Origin of the sequence: uncultured Marinobacter sp. (genome assembly GCF_947488835.1) — a bacterium.
Taxonomy (GTDB): domain Bacteria; phylum Pseudomonadota; class Gammaproteobacteria; order Pseudomonadales; family Oleiphilaceae; genus Marinobacter.
Window position 1 is genome coordinate 252,829 of the sequence record NZ_CANLBK010000002.1, and the last position, 15,542, is coordinate 268,370.

Annotated in this window: 20 protein-coding genes; 12 read left to right on the top strand and 8 right to left on the bottom strand. The window is 53.2% G+C overall.

Annotated elements, in window-relative coordinates:
• Positions 1 to 160: 160 nt before the first annotated feature.
• From Q0824_RS10145 to Q0824_RS10160, 4 genes are read left to right on the top strand one after another with little or no spacing between them, the layout of a single operon-like run.
• Positions 161 to 982, top strand: a complete 822-nt coding sequence (locus Q0824_RS10145) for an SDR family oxidoreductase (RefSeq protein WP_298450019.1) — start codon at positions 161 to 163, stop codon at positions 980 to 982.
• 31 nt (positions 983 to 1,013) lie between these two features.
• Entirely contained in the window at positions 1,014 to 2,078 is a 1,065-nt protein-coding gene (locus Q0824_RS10150; RefSeq protein ID WP_298450021.1) for a phosphotransferase family protein, read from the top strand.
• Positions 2,078 to 2,767, top strand: a complete 690-nt coding sequence (locus tag Q0824_RS10155) for a histidine phosphatase family protein (protein WP_298450022.1) — start codon at positions 2,078 to 2,080, stop codon at positions 2,765 to 2,767. Before Q0824_RS10150 ends, Q0824_RS10155 begins: the two co-directional genes overlap by 1 nt.
• A gap of 17 nt (positions 2,768 to 2,784) precedes the next feature.
• Complete coding sequence (locus Q0824_RS10160; RefSeq protein ID WP_298450023.1) at positions 2,785 to 3,555, top strand: SDR family oxidoreductase; 771 nt, start codon at positions 2,785 to 2,787, stop codon at positions 3,553 to 3,555.
• On the opposite strand, the gene Q0824_RS10165 is transcribed toward Q0824_RS10160, so the two are convergent.
• Positions 3,556 to 4,398 (bottom strand): DUF6279 family lipoprotein, encoded by an 843-nt coding sequence (locus Q0824_RS10165; RefSeq protein WP_298450024.1) that lies wholly within the window; start codon positions 4,396 to 4,398, stop codon positions 3,556 to 3,558.
• A gap of 209 nt (positions 4,399 to 4,607) precedes the next feature.
• Here Q0824_RS10165 and Q0824_RS10170 point away from each other — a divergent pair, with 209 nt between their 5' ends.
• Entirely contained in the window at positions 4,608 to 4,865 is a 258-nt protein-coding gene (locus Q0824_RS10170; RefSeq protein WP_298450026.1) for a DUF2798 domain-containing protein, read from the top strand.
• Positions 4,866 to 4,898: 33 nt separating this feature from the next.
• On the opposite strand, the gene dacB is transcribed toward Q0824_RS10170, so the two are convergent.
• A complete protein-coding gene (gene dacB, locus Q0824_RS10175) occupies positions 4,899 to 6,467 on the bottom strand; it encodes a D-alanyl-D-alanine carboxypeptidase/D-alanyl-D-alanine-endopeptidase (protein WP_298450028.1) in 1,569 nt (522 codons plus the stop codon).
• A 257-nt stretch (positions 6,468 to 6,724) separates the two neighbouring features.
• On the opposite strand from dacB, the gene Q0824_RS10180 reads away from it, so the two are divergent.
• Together Q0824_RS10180 and Q0824_RS10185 are read left to right on the top strand one after the other, a co-directional pair.
• Positions 6,725 to 7,498: a glutathione S-transferase N-terminal domain-containing protein gene (locus Q0824_RS10180; protein WP_298450030.1), complete on the top strand. Its 774-nt coding sequence runs from the start codon at positions 6,725 to 6,727 to the stop codon at positions 7,496 to 7,498.
• A gap of 115 nt (positions 7,499 to 7,613) precedes the next feature.
• Positions 7,614 to 8,027: a GFA family protein gene (locus Q0824_RS10185; RefSeq protein ID WP_366521655.1), complete on the top strand. Its 414-nt coding sequence runs from the start codon at positions 7,614 to 7,616 to the stop codon at positions 8,025 to 8,027.
• Here Q0824_RS10185 and Q0824_RS10190 read toward each other — a convergent pair.
• Both Q0824_RS10190 and Q0824_RS10195 read right to left on the bottom strand, forming a co-directional pair.
• Positions 8,021 to 9,145 (bottom strand): PQQ-dependent sugar dehydrogenase, encoded by a 1,125-nt coding sequence (locus Q0824_RS10190; RefSeq protein ID WP_298450034.1) that lies wholly within the window; start codon positions 9,143 to 9,145, stop codon positions 8,021 to 8,023. The genes Q0824_RS10185 and Q0824_RS10190 overlap by 7 nt on opposite strands.
• Before the next feature lie 188 nt (positions 9,146 to 9,333).
• Positions 9,334 to 9,795 (bottom strand): YaiI/YqxD family protein, encoded by a 462-nt coding sequence (locus Q0824_RS10195; RefSeq protein WP_298450036.1) that lies wholly within the window; start codon positions 9,793 to 9,795, stop codon positions 9,334 to 9,336.
• A 157-nt stretch (positions 9,796 to 9,952) separates the two neighbouring features.
• Between Q0824_RS10195 and Q0824_RS10200 the strand changes: the two genes are divergently transcribed.
• Entirely contained in the window at positions 9,953 to 10,291 is a 339-nt protein-coding gene (locus Q0824_RS10200) for a zinc ribbon domain-containing protein YjdM (protein WP_200201850.1), read from the top strand.
• Between the two features lie 17 nt (positions 10,292 to 10,308).
• On the opposite strand, the gene Q0824_RS10205 is transcribed toward Q0824_RS10200, so the two are convergent.
• Entirely contained in the window at positions 10,309 to 10,515 is a 207-nt protein-coding gene (locus tag Q0824_RS10205; protein WP_298450040.1) for a hypothetical protein, read from the bottom strand.
• Between the two features lie 16 nt (positions 10,516 to 10,531).
• Here Q0824_RS10205 and Q0824_RS10210 point away from each other — a divergent pair, with 16 nt between their 5' ends.
• Positions 10,532 to 10,954: a copper chaperone PCu(A)C gene (locus Q0824_RS10210; RefSeq protein ID WP_298450042.1), complete on the top strand. Its 423-nt coding sequence runs from the start codon at positions 10,532 to 10,534 to the stop codon at positions 10,952 to 10,954.
• Between the two features lie 90 nt (positions 10,955 to 11,044).
• Here Q0824_RS10210 and Q0824_RS10215 read toward each other — a convergent pair whose 3' ends face one another.
• Positions 11,045 to 11,221 carry a CCGSCS motif protein gene (locus tag Q0824_RS10215; RefSeq protein WP_298450044.1) on the bottom strand — a complete coding sequence of 59 codons (177 nt, stop codon included), beginning with the start codon at positions 11,219 to 11,221 and terminating at the stop codon, positions 11,045 to 11,047.
• 273 nt (positions 11,222 to 11,494) lie between these two features.
• On the opposite strand from Q0824_RS10215, the gene Q0824_RS10220 reads away from it, so the two are divergent.
• Complete coding sequence (locus tag Q0824_RS10220) at positions 11,495 to 12,565, top strand: GGDEF domain-containing protein (protein WP_298450045.1); 1,071 nt, start codon at positions 11,495 to 11,497, stop codon at positions 12,563 to 12,565.
• Positions 12,566 to 12,653: 88 nt separating this feature from the next.
• Here the strand turns inward: Q0824_RS10220 and Q0824_RS10225 are convergent, their stop codons facing one another.
• On the bottom strand, positions 12,654 to 12,860 hold the full coding sequence (locus tag Q0824_RS10225) for a cold-shock protein (RefSeq protein WP_071266268.1): 207 nt from the start codon (positions 12,858 to 12,860) through the stop codon (positions 12,654 to 12,656).
• A gap of 294 nt (positions 12,861 to 13,154) precedes the next feature.
• On the opposite strand from Q0824_RS10225, the gene Q0824_RS10230 reads away from it, so the two are divergent.
• Positions 13,155 to 14,009 (top strand): crotonase/enoyl-CoA hydratase family protein, encoded by an 855-nt coding sequence (locus Q0824_RS10230; RefSeq protein WP_298450046.1) that lies wholly within the window; start codon positions 13,155 to 13,157, stop codon positions 14,007 to 14,009.
• Between the two features lie 6 nt (positions 14,010 to 14,015).
• Entirely contained in the window at positions 14,016 to 14,612 is a 597-nt protein-coding gene (locus tag Q0824_RS10235) for a CPBP family intramembrane glutamic endopeptidase (protein ID WP_298450047.1), read from the top strand.
• Here the strand turns inward: Q0824_RS10235 and Q0824_RS10240 are convergent.
• Positions 14,609 to 15,475, bottom strand: a complete 867-nt coding sequence (locus Q0824_RS10240) for a LysR family transcriptional regulator ArgP (RefSeq protein ID WP_298450048.1) — start codon at positions 15,473 to 15,475, stop codon at positions 14,609 to 14,611. The genes Q0824_RS10235 and Q0824_RS10240 overlap by 4 nt on opposite strands.
• Positions 15,476 to 15,542: the final 67 nt, after the last annotated feature.

Below are 15,542 nucleotides of genomic sequence, written 5' to 3' on the forward strand. Positions count from 1 at the left end.
GCCGGTGGGGAGGGAGCTTCTGAAACTGTGCGAAGCCATGGATGGCGGAGCCAAGCCTACATGGAAGTATTCACGGCGTGTTTCAGAAGCTCCCTCCCCGCTGGCTCCGTCGTACTCTCATAGTTGACGTTTTTTTAAACAACAAACCACGGACAAACCCATGACACAAAGAGTATTCGTAACAGGCGGCGCAAGCGGCCTAGGCCGGGCCATTGCACTGCGTTATGCCAGAGAAGGCGCCAAGGTCTGTATCGGTGACATCAATCCCGAACAGGGCGTAGGTGTTGAGCAGGAAATTAACAATGCCGGCGGCGAAGGCTACTTTGTTGAGTGTGACGTTCGGCGCCTGACAGATCTCGAAAAAATCTGCGCCGATCTCACCGAGAAGTGGGGGGGCGTGGACGTAGTGGTGAATAACGCCGGTGTGGCCTCTGCTGGGTCCATTGAAGACACCACCATGGCCGACTGGGAATGGATCATCGACATCAACGTACTGGGTGTTGTGCGCGGCTGTAAGGCGTTCACGCCGCAGTTCAAAAAGCAGGGCTCAGGAACCTTCGTAAACATCGCCTCCATGGCAGGCCTCATGCTTGCGCCACTAATGGACAGCTACAATGTATCCAAGGCCGGTGTCATTGCGCTGTCCGAAACCTTGCGACAGGAACTGCGAGCTGACGGCATTCACGTAAGTTGTGTATGCCCGGCATTTTTCCAGACCAACCTCACGCAAAGCATGCGATCAGACATTCCCGGCATTCAGCAAAACGTGAACAAACTGATGAAGCGCTCCACAATTACGGCCGATCAGGTTGCCGACGATATAGTACGCTCGGTCAAGAAAAATGACTTCTGGGTGCTTCCCCACGTGAAAGAGCGTCGCTTGTGGATACTCAAACGCTATGCACCAGCGGTGTTCGACAAGCTGATGTATGAAGAGAGCAAGCGCTGGATGAAGAAGATGGGCAATAAGGCCAAAGCCTGATTAGCCCACGGGAACAAAAGGAGAGCAATGAATGACCCAGATTGACCAGGCAGCAGATATCCGCGAAGGCGAAGAGCTGGATCTATCCGCAGTAGATCGCTTCATGAAAGGTGCCATTCCGGATCTGACCGGCGAGCCAGTTATCCGCCAATACCCGGGCGGTGCTTCCAACCTGACCTATCAGGTGGACTACGGCGACCGTTCATTTGTGCTGCGTCGCCCACCCTTCGGCAAAATTGCCAAATCTGCCCACGACATGCTGCGTGAAGCCAGAGTGATGCAGGCGCTGAAGCCTGTGTACCCTTATGTGCCCAACATCATTGCCATTTGCGACGATCACGATGTGTTGGGTTGCGATTTTTACGTGATGGAGCGCCTGAAAGGCATCATTCTGCGCCAGGATTTCCCCAAAGATCTTGAAATGGATGAAGCCGACACCCGCAAGCTCTGCCTGAGCGTCATCGACAAAATGGTGGACTTGCATCGTGTTGACGCCAAAGCCGCAGGCCTTGATTCGCTAGGCAAGGGCGAGGGTTATGTGCAACGTCAGATTGGCGGCTGGAGCGATCGTTTCCGCAAGGCCCGTACAGACGATGTTGGCGATTTTGAGGAAGTGATGGCCTGGCTCAATGAAAAAATGCCAAACGATGTGGCCCAGGTTGTTATTCACAACGACTACCGCTTCGACAACGTTGTGCTCAACCCGGACAACCCCTTTGAGGTGATCGGGGTGCTGGATTGGGAAATGGCCACCATTGGTGATCCGCTGATGGATCTGGGCAATACGCTCGCCTACTGGATAGAAGCGGATGACGATGAATCCTTCAAGATGCTGCGTCGCCAACCTACGCACCGCCCCGGAATGCTGACCCGCAAGGAAGTGGTTGAGTACTACATGGAGAAGTCCGGCTTCCGGGCCGATAATTTCGATTTTTATGAGATCTATGGGTTGTTCCGTTTGGCGGTGATCGTGCAGCAGATCTACTACCGCTTCTATCACGGCCAAACCAGCGACAAGCGTTTTGCCATATTCGGCCACGCAGCCAACAGTCTGGAGAAACGCTGTAAGCGTTTGATCGCAGAGAGCTCTCTGTAATGGCTACGGTTTACCTTGTACGCCATGGCCAGGCCAGTTTTGGTAAAGAAAACTACGATCAGCTTTCCAAAAAAGGCTGGGAGCAGGGCAAGGTTCTCGGCCAGTGGATGGCCGATAAATTTGAACCTGCGGCGATTTTTGGCGGCGACTTGCAGCGGCACCGGGAAACCGTAGAAGCCATTGCAACCGGATATGGTGCAGAGCTGCCGGACATGCAGGTTGCACTGGGCTTTAACGAGTTCGATCACGAGTCCATCGTAAACGCTTTCCGGCCAGAATGGCGTGATCGGCAGGTGATGGCTAAGGACCTTGCGGCTTCACCGAAACCCGCTGCGGCCTTTCAGAAGGCATTTGTTGAAGCCGTACGACGTTGGGCGTCCGGTAAGTACGATGCAGAATACGATGAGACCTGGGCGGAGTTCAAAGCCCGGGTTCTCTCCGCCTTTGATGAAATGATTGAGTATGCAGACGGCGGTGATGTTCTGGTGTCCACATCCGGCGGCCCCATCGCCGTTATGTGCCAGCACCTTTTGAGCCTGAGCGACGAACGGACATTAGGGCTGAACGAAGTCATCGCCAACACCAGCGTTACCCGTGTGCTCTATTCCGCGGGGCGCCGCAGCCTGTCTGTGTTCAATAATTACAGCCACCTGGAAGCGGAAGACCCCGCCCTGGTGACCTTCCGATAACGAATTGAGGTGAACCAATGAGCAAGAAAGACCTGTTTGATCTGACCGGAAAAACGGCACTGATTACCGGTGCCAGCCGTGGCATTGGCGAGAGCATTGCTCGCACACTGGCGGATTACGGCGCCCACGTGATTGTGACCAGCCGCAAGATTGACGGCTGTGAAGCTGTAGCGAGCAGCATTCGCGAAGCGGGTGGCAGTGCCGAAGCTTATGCCTGCCATATTGGTGAAATGGATCAGATTGAAGCGATCTGGGCGCACATCGAAAAAGAGCACGGCAAGCTGGATATTCTGGTGAACAACGCTGCAGCCAACCCGTACTTCGGCCCGGTTGAAGATACAGATCTGGGTGCCTTCCAGAAAACCGTCGACGTAAACATTCGCGGTTACTTCTTCATGTGTGCCCGTGGCGCGCAGTTAATGAAGAAGCACGGCGGTGGCTCGATTGTTAACGTGGCGTCTATTAACGGTGTGAATCCTGGCCACTATCAAGGCATTTATTCGATTACCAAAGCGGCGGTAATCTCCATGACCAAATCCTTCGCGACCGAGTTGGGGCAGCAGAACGTTCGCGTTAATGCGCTCTTGCCTGGGCTCACAGATACAAAATTTGCCAGCGCGCTGACCACTAATGAAGCGATTAAAAAGCAGGCGATGGCACACATTCCTGTGAAGCGCATTGCCGACCCCGATGAGATGGCCGGCACTGTGTTGTACCTGGCCTCAGGTGCATCCAGCTATACGACGGGTGCCTGCATTAATGTGGACGGTGGTTACTTAACAGTCTGATCAATGGTAAATGTGCGATGCGACCTCAGAGCCAGGGACACAGGTAAGGGCTTTGAAGTCGCCGCGCAATTTCGATACCTGGCGTGCCAGATGGTCGAGATGTGAAGCGTCGCTTGCCTGTAACAGTTGCTGAATCAATGAACGCATGGCCGCCATGCTTTCGTCGATGCTCTGTGCAGAGGCATCGCCGCGGCCTGCTTCCGGGTTGCTGATCAGTTCGGTGACTGTTGCGTCAAAACCAGGATCATTGCGATTCTCAAGGGCATTCAGCAGGGCTTTTTGCCAATTGCGACGGCCCGCCAACCAGATTTCTGTCTGTCCTTTCCGGCTTTTCGACCAGTCTTTTATGAGGCTCTTTTGTGTGGCGTTCAGGCTGCCCAGCCAACGCTCGGCTCGCTCTTCTGTGCGCTCCGCTCGCGCTTGTGCAATCGTTTCGGCATCACCTTTCAGAAATTCCCCTTCCAGTTCCCGATGATTTTTCTCCATGTTGCCAGCCAATTCGCGCACCTGTTCATCACTTAAACTGGAGAGCAGGTTAACGGCAACGGGTGTGATTTTTTTCATCAAAAGCGGGAAGAAACCCGCAAGCTGGTTTTGAAGGCGGCTGACTGCCTCAGGGGTTGGTTTACCTGACGCAAGGTCGCTCTCGATACTGCTCAGCCAAGCTCTGTAACGCGGCAACTCGGAGCTACAGTGCCATCGTTTCAAGCTCTCAATATCGTCATCTAGCTGCTGCTCCTGAGTCTGAGAGAGCGAAATGAAATCCTCAACCCACCATACAATGCCCCAATCGGCGTAACGGTATGCAAGCCGGGTTGAGCTGCATCCTGAAATAAACAGCATGATAACAAGCAGGAGTGCTGCCGATCGTATGCTGTGTACTGTGGATAAATACCCATACTGATCCATTAGGCGCCTTGCTCGGTAAAAAAGCCTATCGAAAAATGATCGCAAGCTCACTACTATGGCTTGGCATCGTATACACAGTCTACGACATTCCGGGGTTTTCAGATGTGACTATCAGAAGGCCTGTGCCCAGATCAGGAGAGTTCATGAGCCGAATTAAACCCGCCCGTTTGCGACAATTAGTGTTCGGGTTTTATATGTCTGGAATGATGTCACTATTGATGTCTGGCGTAATCACCTTCATCAACACAGGGATGGATAGCGCTTTTATGTATCGCTGGATCCCGGCCTTTTTGGTGGCGTGGGCGGTTGCCTTCCCGTTGGTAACCTTTATTGCACCCATTGCGGTGAGACTCACGGAGATGACTCTGGGATCGCGCCTTAAGGATAGCAAGAGCGCGTGAGGGAATTGCCCCGGTTGCCCGGGGCCTATAGCGCTACTGTATGGACGAACTTGAGTTTCCTGAACTGGCTCGTGACAGGGCTGTGCCCGTAGGGGGGCGAAAATGCAGGGAATAGAGAATCCGGTCAAGGACCGCTTGGCCATTCCAGGCAGGGTCATTGTTCACCATGCCCACAACCGCCCAGGTTGTATTGTTCTCATCCCGTGTAAAACCAGCAATAGACCTCACATTTTCCAGATAACCGGTTTTAATGCGGCCTTCGCCATCCATACCTGTATTGCGTAAGCGACGAGCCATGGTTCCATCCATGGCGATGATGGGCATGGAGGCCATGAGGTCTGAAGCGTAGGGACTGTTCCAAGCGTGTTGCAGAATTTTCGTGCCTTGCCGCGCAGTGATTTTGCCATGGCGAGTCAGACCCGCACCGTTGTCGATAACCATACCAGCGGTATCGACACCTTTGCGCTCCAGCCAGTCATAAATAACGCGGATACCGGCAACCCGGTCGTCTTTTTCGTTATCCAGACGATTCTGAGCGCCAATGGTCAATAGCAGTTGCCGCGCCATTACGTTACTGCTCCACTTATTGATATCCCGCACCATAGTGACGAGATCTGGCGATGTGGTTTTCATCACCAGTCGCGCAGTTTCCGGGGTTAGCCCGGTCTGGTTTCCACCAGACACTATGATGCCCATCTCTGAAAGAAGGGTGCGGATCATCGAAGCGCTGTATTGCTCGTGGGGCAGGAGCGACAGGTAGGTTGTTGTGCGGCATCCCTGTGGCAGTTCGCCTGTTACCCGCACAGTTACCTTGCCGCCTGCCTGCGCTACTGGTTCCCAGTCAAAGCTGCGGCGTGATGGGCAGGGCCCTTCGGCTACTGCAGTCACCCTGTTGTCGATAACAACTTCGCCAAGAGCGGGTGTGCTCCAGGCTTGGGTGCCGCGCTCATCGGCTCGAATCTGGAAGTGTATGAGGTTGAGGTTGGTTAAGTAGGCAGACGGCTCAACCAGAAACGGCGCGTGTGGGTTGTCACCATTGTCTTTAAAGGCAGGGAAGCCGCCATCAATTTGGAAATAGCTGCCATCCAGTACCAGATGGCCATCAATGCGGTTAATGCCCATGTCACGGAGTTCCCGCAGGGTCGTCCAAAGTCGTTCGAAGGTGAGTTTCGGATCGCCACCGAAGCGCACATAAAGATTGCCTTGAAGGGTATCGCCGACCATTTGCCCATCAGTCAGAAAATCGGTATCCCAGTGATGCGTGGGACCAAGGATTTCTAAAGCTGCGTAAGTTGTGACGACCTTCATGATGGAGCCAGGGCTCATGGGCACGTCGGCGTTGATGTTTTGATCAAGTCCGGGGCCGTTCAGCGGAACCGCGGCCATGCTCAAAGCATCGTCACTGTTGAGGGACTTCATGGCGAAATCCCTCATCTGGCTGGCCCAGAGGCGGTTGTCGCTGTAGCTGGTGTCGCCACTGTCAGCAGCCAGTGCTGATGGAAGGTTTGCCAAAGCTGGAGTCAAGGCAAGCGCCGCGGCCAGAACCAAGGCAGGACGCTTTGGCCGACGAGTGACTATTCCTGCGTTGTTTGTATGCGGCATACCTGAAATCATCCTAATGGCCACGCGATAAAATGTGCGGAGACGTTCGCTAATTAAACAATAGCCCATCTTTGGTAAATGTACTATGCAGAAAACCTCTACATGACGTTAATAAATGCCAGTAGACTGGTTGTTTGTATTGGGGTTTGTCACGGGGTGTAAGTTGCGTTGCGGTCAGTATCTGGTGGTAGTGTTGGCCAATGTAATAATGGCATGTTTGGTGATAATGACGGTGTTTTCAACAAAAGGATGGATCTATGGCTAATGTGCTGGCTCACCATGCAAAGGTACTGGGGTCTGTGGCCACCTCATCGTTCACAGCCTGGCGTGGGTGTCTCGTGGTAAAGGCCGTACCCCAGCCGGAGCAAGCTCTGGTGCTTTACGATATGGAGGGGTGCCCATACTGTCGGCGCGTTCGCGAAGCATTGACAGCCCTCAACCTTGATGCAGACATTCGGCCTTGCCCCAAGGGCGGCCGCGTATTCCGCAAGCATGCAGAAGCGATCGGTGGAAAACAGCAGTTCCCCCTGTTGGTTGACCAGAACACCGATACCGTAATGTACGAGTCGGAAGCCATCATCGAGTACCTGTTTCGCCAATATGCTGGTCGTTCGGTACCCGGGTACTACCGTGAACGGGTCTGGCAGCCGGTTCTAGGTTCCCTGGCTTCCGTTGCAAGCGCTATGAGAGGCCTGCGAGCCAACGCCGGAAAACAGCCGGAGCAACCGCTGCATTTATGGAGCTTTGAAGGCAGTCCATTCTCCCGCCTGGTGCGAGAGAAATTGTGTGAGCTGGAAATTCCCTACACTCTGCATAATCTTGGCAAAGAGCATTGGACGGAAATCGGCCCAGCAGCACAGCGAATCAAGCCAGGGCCCTATACGCCAATTCCGGGTGGCAAGAGAGATGCATTTTTCAAGGCTCACGGCCGGGTTCAGGTGCCTTACCTTGAAGATCCGAATACCGGCGAAGGGCTGTTTGAATCTGCTCGCATACTGGACTACCTGAATGCGCAGTATGGACAGCGATAAAAGATAGATGGCTATTCCAGTTGGCCGCCCTGGGCGGCAACTCTGTTTCATGGGCTGCAAGGCAGGTATTATAGCCAGCCATTAATGCGCTCATGAAACGATTATCAGGATGCCTATGTTTACTGGCCAGTGCCTGTGTGGCGATGTTACGTTTGAATACGACGGACCTTTGGGGCCTCTATCCCTGTGCCATTGCAGTCAATGCCGGCGGGCCCATGGCAGTGCATTCTCTGCCAGTTCGCCGGTGCAAAAGGTGCGTTTCCGGTTTTTGTCCGGAGAGCCTCAACTTACGGAATATGAGTCGCGTCCCGGAAAATACCGGGCTTTTTGCAGCCGCTGTGGCAGCCAATTATACAGCCGCGTAGATGCGATTCCCGGCATTCTTCGCCTGCGTGTGGGCACCATCAACGAACCCATAGAAAAGGGGCGGGTGCAGCATGTCTACACTGGCTCAAAGTCGGGCTGGTTTGAAATTACTGATGATCTGCCTCAGTACGAAAAAACCGAACGTACCGGCGATCCTCACTGAACGGGCACAACCCGGTAGACTTTCCCTTGGGACGAATCCGTCAGCAACCAAAGGCTGCCATCTGGCCCTGCACGAACATCACGAATTCGTTCGTTCAGGCTGGTGAGCAAATCTTCCTCCTCGACTACCTGTCCATTTTCGATTTCCAGCCGAACCAGTTTGCGTAGCTTGAGCGCCCCTACGAACAGGCTGCCTTGCCACTGAGGGAAGTCGGTGCCGGTGTAAAGCGCCATGCCTGATGGGGCGATGGATGGGTCCCAATAGTGCAAGGGCTGAGCCATGCCCTCTTTTTCGGTACTAAAGGTTATTGGAAGTCCGGAGTAGCCAATACCGTAGGTGATTTCAGGCCATCCGTAATTGGTGCCGGCTTTCAGGATGTTTATCTCATCGCCCCCACGCGGGCCATGCTCGTGAGTCCAGAGTTCTCCGGTTTCAGGATGCAGGGTCATGCCCTGGATATTGCGGTTTCCCCAGGTGAAAAAGGTGTTATTAATGTTTGGGTCATCAAGCCCCGGGTTGCCGGGAGCCGGTTCGCCATTCACCGAAATACGATGGACGCCGCCGGCGTCGTCCCGGGTATCTTGGGCCCGATCCATCTCGCCGCGGTCACCAACGGATACGTAAAGGTGGCCGGATGCATCGAATACCATGCGCCCACCAAAGTGACGGGACGTATTGGAGCGAGGGCGCGCTTCGAAGATGGTCGTGACATCTTTCAGACGCTCTCCTTCAAAAATCCCACGGGCTACGCGAGTAGTCATTCCCTGGCTGGAGCGATGCGCATAGCTGAGGAAGAGTGTTTTATTGTCGACAAACTCCGGGTGCAGAACGACATCGAGTAGTCCGCCCTGGCCGGACACTACAAGTGATGGAAGCCCAGGAATGGCTTGGGGCCTTAGCGTTCCGTTCTCGATGAGTCTCAGGCGGCCCGCTCTTTCCGTCACAAGCATGGATCCATCGGGGAGAAAGGCCAGGCTCCACGGGTGTTCGAGGCCATCAGCAACGGTTTTCAGGCTGAATTGAGCGTCATTACTTGTAAATGACTGGGCTGCCACGGCGAAGGGGAGGAAAAGCAGTAGCAAGCCGCTCTTCGGGATCAGGGATGGTATAAGGCGCATGAGTTGTCCTCCTAGTATTGCAAATGATAATCAATATCATTAATATGGTTCTGTGCTTGTTCATGCAGCACAAATAGTCCTCACAGGATCTGTTTACACCATAAGCACAGGGAGATACAGCCATGACGGCAGAGCAGGAAATGATGGAAGGGCTAAAAATTGCGGCTGGTGCTGGCCTGTTTGCTGCGCTAGTTGTTATCGGCCTTGCGGTTGCGCTGTAACCAGCTGTCCAGTTTGTCAGCGAACTCTTTTCGATCGGTCTGATTGAACGGTGCGGCGCCCCCTGTAACCTGCCCGGCGTTACGAATCTCTTCCATGAAGTTCCGCATAGCCAGGCGCTGGCGGATGTTTTCCTTTGTGAAGGCCTGGCCCCTTGGATTAAACACATCTGCACCTTTCTCAATGGCTTCAGCCGCTAGCGGTATGTCCTGGGTGATCACCAGATCACCTGCGCTGAGCTGATCCATAATCTCGTTATCCGCCACATCGAAACCCTGCATTACCTGCCTGGCTTTGATATATGGGCTGGGCGGTAGCTTGATCACGTGGTTGGCAATAAACGTTGTCTGAACTTGCCAGCGGGTGGCTGCGCGGCAGAGAATTTCCCGGATGGGTACGGGGCAGGCGTCGGCATCGACCCAGATTGCCATGGCGTATTCCTTTGAGCGGTTTTGTATAGCGGGTGAAGGATGCAGGGAGTTTACCTGTTGTAGCATCAGGCGTGGAAGAGGGTGCCAAACCACACCGCCAGAATAGAAATATTCCAGGTGGTATAATCCCTGTAAATTCAACCAACAGGAAACTCCAATGTCTCAACTTCCCCCTTGTCCCCAATGTGCTTCTGAATACACCTATGAAGATGGTATTCAGTTCGTTTGCCCTGAGTGTGCCCACGAGTGGACCGAGGCCGAGTCGGCCGCTGCTGCAGAGGGCAAGGTTGTACGTGATGCCCACGGTAATGAACTTCAGGATGGTGATGCGGTGACCGTCATCAAGGATCTGAAGGTCAAGGGTTCCAGCTCTGTCGTAAAAGTGGGTACCAAGGTGAAGAGTATTCGTCTTGTTGAGGGCGATCACGATATCGATTGCAAAATTGATGGTATTGGCGCCATGAAGCTGAAATCCGAGTTCGTCAAGAAAGCTTGATGCCCAAGGTTTCGGGTTCAGTCTCGCTCGCTGCGACCATTCGCCGCACCGTATTTCTTGCGCTTGGCTGAGCGGAAAGCAACACTGTGAACGTTATTACCTTCACTCCTGACATTAGCCACTTTCAGTTCAACAGTAGCGACGCGAGACATCATGAGAAAACTAATTACATTGTTGTATGTCAGTAGCGCATTGATCGCATCGGTCTTTGTCAATGCTGTCATGGCTCACGAGTATTCTGTGGGAGATATTGAAATAGGGCACCCATGGAGTCGACCAACGCCACCGGGCACGCCTATGGGTGTGGGCTATCTGGTTATCAGCAACCATGGTGACAAAGATATCAAACTGGTGAGCGCTAATACGCCCCGAGCGAATCATGTGTCAATCCATGAAACCCTTATGAAAGACGGTGTGATGCGCATGCAATCGCTTGAGAGCGGGCTGACAATACCGGCTGGGAAGCATGTTGAACTCAAGCCTCTCAGTTATCATCTGATGCTGGAAAAGCTGACGGAACCGCTGAAAGTGGGAGAGAGCATTCCGCTTACGCTGCAGTTTGAAGGCGCAGAAGTGATTGAAGTTGAGCTAAGCGTACAGTCGCTGGACGCTGACACGGAAGAGACGGAAATGGACCATTCAGGACACGGAATGGAGCATTGAACCAAATTTAGAGAGAAACGCCGGTGGCGTTTCCTGCAAGCAGCGCATGCATCAGAAACGTCACCGGTGATTATTCTATTTGCTGCTCGCTTACGAGCAGCCACCACAGCAAACGCCCGGGTCCCCGTGCTTTCCTTTCTTTTCAGTATTTTTCTCTGTGCTTTCGACAGCGTTAGCAGTTTGCGCAACAGCACCGTCTTTTAGTTGGTTTGCGTTCGTGTTGGCGCCGTTGTTCGGGGTGGTCACTTCTTCAAATAGCTGTGTCATTTGATATTTCCTGTTTGTTGAGCTTTAAGATTCATTTTAAATGGATGTTATGACGAGTTTGCGAGAGTGTCAATGCATGTTTTACGTAATCCGCCTGCTGAAATGGACAGCACACGCCGCCATCCAAAAAATGAGTGCGGATTCATTTGTGTGCTAAAGTCATGTGCTACCAAGAGTAAGTTCAAGCTCAAAGCGTCAAGAGTGTTTGCCAGAGGTTTCACGGGGAAAGCTGAGGCCGAACTGATCATTTAATAGCCAGGGATTTTGCAGCTTATGTCTGACCACAGTGATGCTGTGAAGTCCGCGTCGCGGCGCGAGCGAGGCATGAAGTTCTGGAAAGTTGTCCGCCGGGTGTGTCAGCTTGCGGCGACGATTGATATTTCTTTTTTCTTCCTGTTTCTTTTCCTCGGGTCGCCGGTTCTGGCGTGGATAAACGTTGCCAGTGTGGCTATGTATACGGCTGCGTACTATGCAATCAAACGCAGGCAGAATCGCCTTGCGATTGCGCTCATCTGGCTAGAAGTCATTGTCCACTCGGCGTTAGGATCCCTGATGATCGGATGGGAAAGTGGCTTTCACTACTACCTGCTGATGTTCATTCCGGCTGTATGTATCAGTTCGGTGCGCTTGGGCACCATTATTTCTTTGATAGTCGTGATCTGGGCCTACTACGTAGGGCTCGATATTCTTATGTGGTTCATGGAGCCTCTCCAGCCAATACCATCGGGCGCCCTGCTCGGCGTTCACCTGTTCAATCTTAGTGTTGTGTTGGCGATGCTTGCTTACCTGTCATTCTTTTATATGAAGATGGTGGTGTCGGCGCAGCGCAAACTCCAGAAGCTCGCTACGGTAGATTCGCTGACCGGGCTGTTTAATCGTCGCCACGGAAGTGATCTGGCTGAAAATGAAATCGCCCGTTTCCGCAGGGTGGGGCACCCTGTTGCGTTTATGTTGCTCGACGTGGATCACTTCAAGTTATTCAACGACCGGTACGGCCATGAAACAGGTGACACAATTCTGGCTGAGATCGGACAGGTTATTCCGGCACAATTAAGGTCCCAGGACATCGCTGCACGCTGGGGAGGCGAGGAGTTTCTGGTTATTCTTCCCGACACCAAAATTGAAAGTGCACTGGCAAGCGCCGACAGGATCAGGGTTGCACTTCGCAGTCATGACTGGAAACAGGCTACAGGTGAGTCCATTGATGTAACCGTCAGTGTTGGTGTGAGCGAGGTCTGTGAAAACGACGATCTGGCATCTGCTATCGGTCGTGCGGATCGAGGGTTATATCGCGGTAAGGCTGGCGGGCGCAACCGTGTAGAGCATGAGGAAGAGTTATCGTGATAAAGCAGGATAACGAGGTGGCGGCAGAGGAATTTCAGGCAACAAAAAAGGCAGCCGAAGCTGCCTTTTTTTTAACGCTGACTGTCAATTAAACAGCAACAACGTTCTCAGCCTGAGGACCTTTCTGGCCCTGAGTCACGGTGAAGTCAACTTGCTGGCCTTCAGCCAGAGTCTTAAAACCGCCGCCCTGAATAGCGCTGTAGTGAACAAATACGTCGGGGCCGCCTTCACGAGTGATAAAGCCAAAACCTTTTGCTTCGTTGAAAAACTTAACAGTACCGGTAACAGTAGACATAATATAATCCTGATTTCAATCATTTAATGTGCCGCCAGATCATCGTGTTGATGGCTGGTCAGCGGTATGCGGAAACAAACAACGGGCGTGATCAAAAACAGGACGTACAACTACTGGAATGCGTCATATTGATGAAGTGCTTTGCTAAATCTTTCCAACGAGGGCCACTGTACCTGCTGGCCGATGAAAAGCAAAGGACTTTCTTGTACGCATAAACCCGACATTTTCAGCAACATGAGGTATGTTTGCGTCAGCAATTTGAATTAATAATCAATTAACAAAGGAGTTTCCGCTTTGTCTGAGCTATCCACCTACGAAAGTTTTGCTGTCAGTGTTGAGAACAATATTGCTCATGTGCAATTCAAACGCCCGGAAGCACTGAACTCCATGAACAAGGCCTTTTGGCTTGAGCTGCCCAAGTGCATGCAGGACATCGAAGCGAACACTGATGCCCGGGTCATTGTAGTGTCATCCACGGGTAAGCATTTTTCAGCTGGTATGGACCTTGGCGTTTTTACAGATTCCAAAGCCGTGCCGATGAGTGGCGATCCTGGTCGAATGGCGGAGAATCTGCGCCGTGTTGTAATGCAACTTCAGGACACTCTGACCTCTCTGGAGAATGTTCGCTTGCCAGTGCTTGCAGCCATTCATGGAGGTTGTATAGGTGGCGCACTGGATTTGGTGTGTGCGGCAGATAGCCGCTATTGCACCGAAGATGCGTATTTTACGATCAAGGAAACCGAGCTGGGCATGACGGCGGATGTGGGCACTTTGCAACGCTTGCCCAAGCTGATGCCGGAAGGTGTCGTACGTGAGCTGGCTTATACCGGCCGTAAGTTCACTGCGCAGGAGGCCAAAGGGCTGGGTTTTGTGAATGCGCTTTATCCTGACCAGGAATCGTTGCTTGCCGGAGTTATGGAGGTTGCCGCGCAGATTGCCGCCAACTCACCGCTGGCGGTTACGGGGTGCAAGGAAATGCTGAACTACAGCCGTGATCACACAGTGGCTGACAGCCTGAAATACATGGCAACCTGGCAAGCCGGCATGTTCCGCCCCACGGACATGATGAAAACCTTCCAGGCGAAAGCCCAGAAGCAGGCACCACAGTATGATGACCTGTTCCCCGTGAAGAGCCTCTTTGAAAAGTAACTGGCGGTGACGAAACGGAGCAGGGCAAACCTGTCGTCCTATGCTGCCCTGGCGTTCCAGGGTGGCATAGGGGTGGTCGGATTGCTGGTGATCCTGGTTGCAGATATTCCGGTGCAGTTATTCGGCGCCGGCATTCTGCAAAGCATGTTGTTGGGTGTTCTGGGTGCCTTATGCACGTACGGAGCGTTATTGCTTCTTACACAGATTCCAGGTCTGTTTCCGGACAACCTTGGCCAGCAAATGCGCGGGCTGCACCGGTTTGCCTCAGGCTATTCCTGGTTTGTTCTTTTGCTGCTCTCGGTTTTTGCCGGTGTGGGGGAGGAGTTGCTGTTCCGGGGAGCGGTACAGGGTTGGCTTGTGGAGCACACCAATACTGCAACTGGCGTACTGCTGGCCTCTGTACTGTTTGGCTTGGTGCACTATGCCTCTTTCACCTACTTTTTAGTGGCTACCTGCCTGGGATTGGTGCTGGGTGCGGCTTACGCAGTAACCGATAGCCTGCTTCTGGTGATGGTCTGGCACGGAGTTTACGACATGCTGGCGCTGTTCTTTCTGCTCAGGTTTCCTGAGTGGTTTGGTGTAAGTGTGAATCGGAAAGCTTAGGCAGATGCCGCTTGCAATGCTGCGGTTAGCCGCTCCATGACACGGCCGCTGTGGCGCCAGAAATGCCAGTACAGTTTCACATCAAGTGATAGGCCGGGAGCAATGTTCACCAGCTGCCCTGTTTCAATTTCCCGCCAGGCCTGAATCTCCGGAATCATACCGTACCCCATGCCAGCCAGCGCCAGTCTTACAAAACCTTCGGAGGAAGGGCAGAGATGATAGGGAAAAGCGCCGTGATATCCGCTCTGGGCTAAAAACCGGTGCTGTAATTGGTCGTTGGGCCCGAATATGATCGCCGGCGCGGATTGCAGGCTTTGTTCGTTGAAACCCTGGCTGAAGTGTTGTGCCCTATAGGCGGGTGTGGCTAAAGGCAGATAGGTCATGGTGCCCAGGGGGACGCAGCGGGCTCCGGCGGCCGGCTGAGGATTGCTGCACAGGCAGGCCGCTACATCCCCTTCCCGCATCCTGCGCAGAGCGATATCCTGATCTTCCACTACGATATCCAGCAACAGGTCTTCTCTGGTGCAGAACTGGCCTATTGCATCGGCCCACCAGGTTGCCAGGCTGTCTGCGTTCAGGGCGATGCGTAGCCGGGTGGCCGGCTCTGAAAGAGCCGGAAGCGACTTTGCCAGGTCCCTTTCAAGAAGCTGAACCTGTTGAACATGGTTGAGTAACTGTTGCCCGGCAGGTGTGGCCCTCAGAACCGGGCTGCGCAACAGAACCGGTTGGCCAATGCGAATTTCAAGGGTGCGGATCCGCTGGGAAACAGCGGATTGGCTCAGCCCCAGCACAACCCCGGCGCGCTCAAATCCGCCTGTCTCGATAACCGTGGCAAGCGCTTCAAGTAATTTGTAATCAATCATAAGGTCAGCTTATGCACTATTACGAGTATGAATTTTAAGTATAGCGTTATGTGAGTATTCTTGCGGC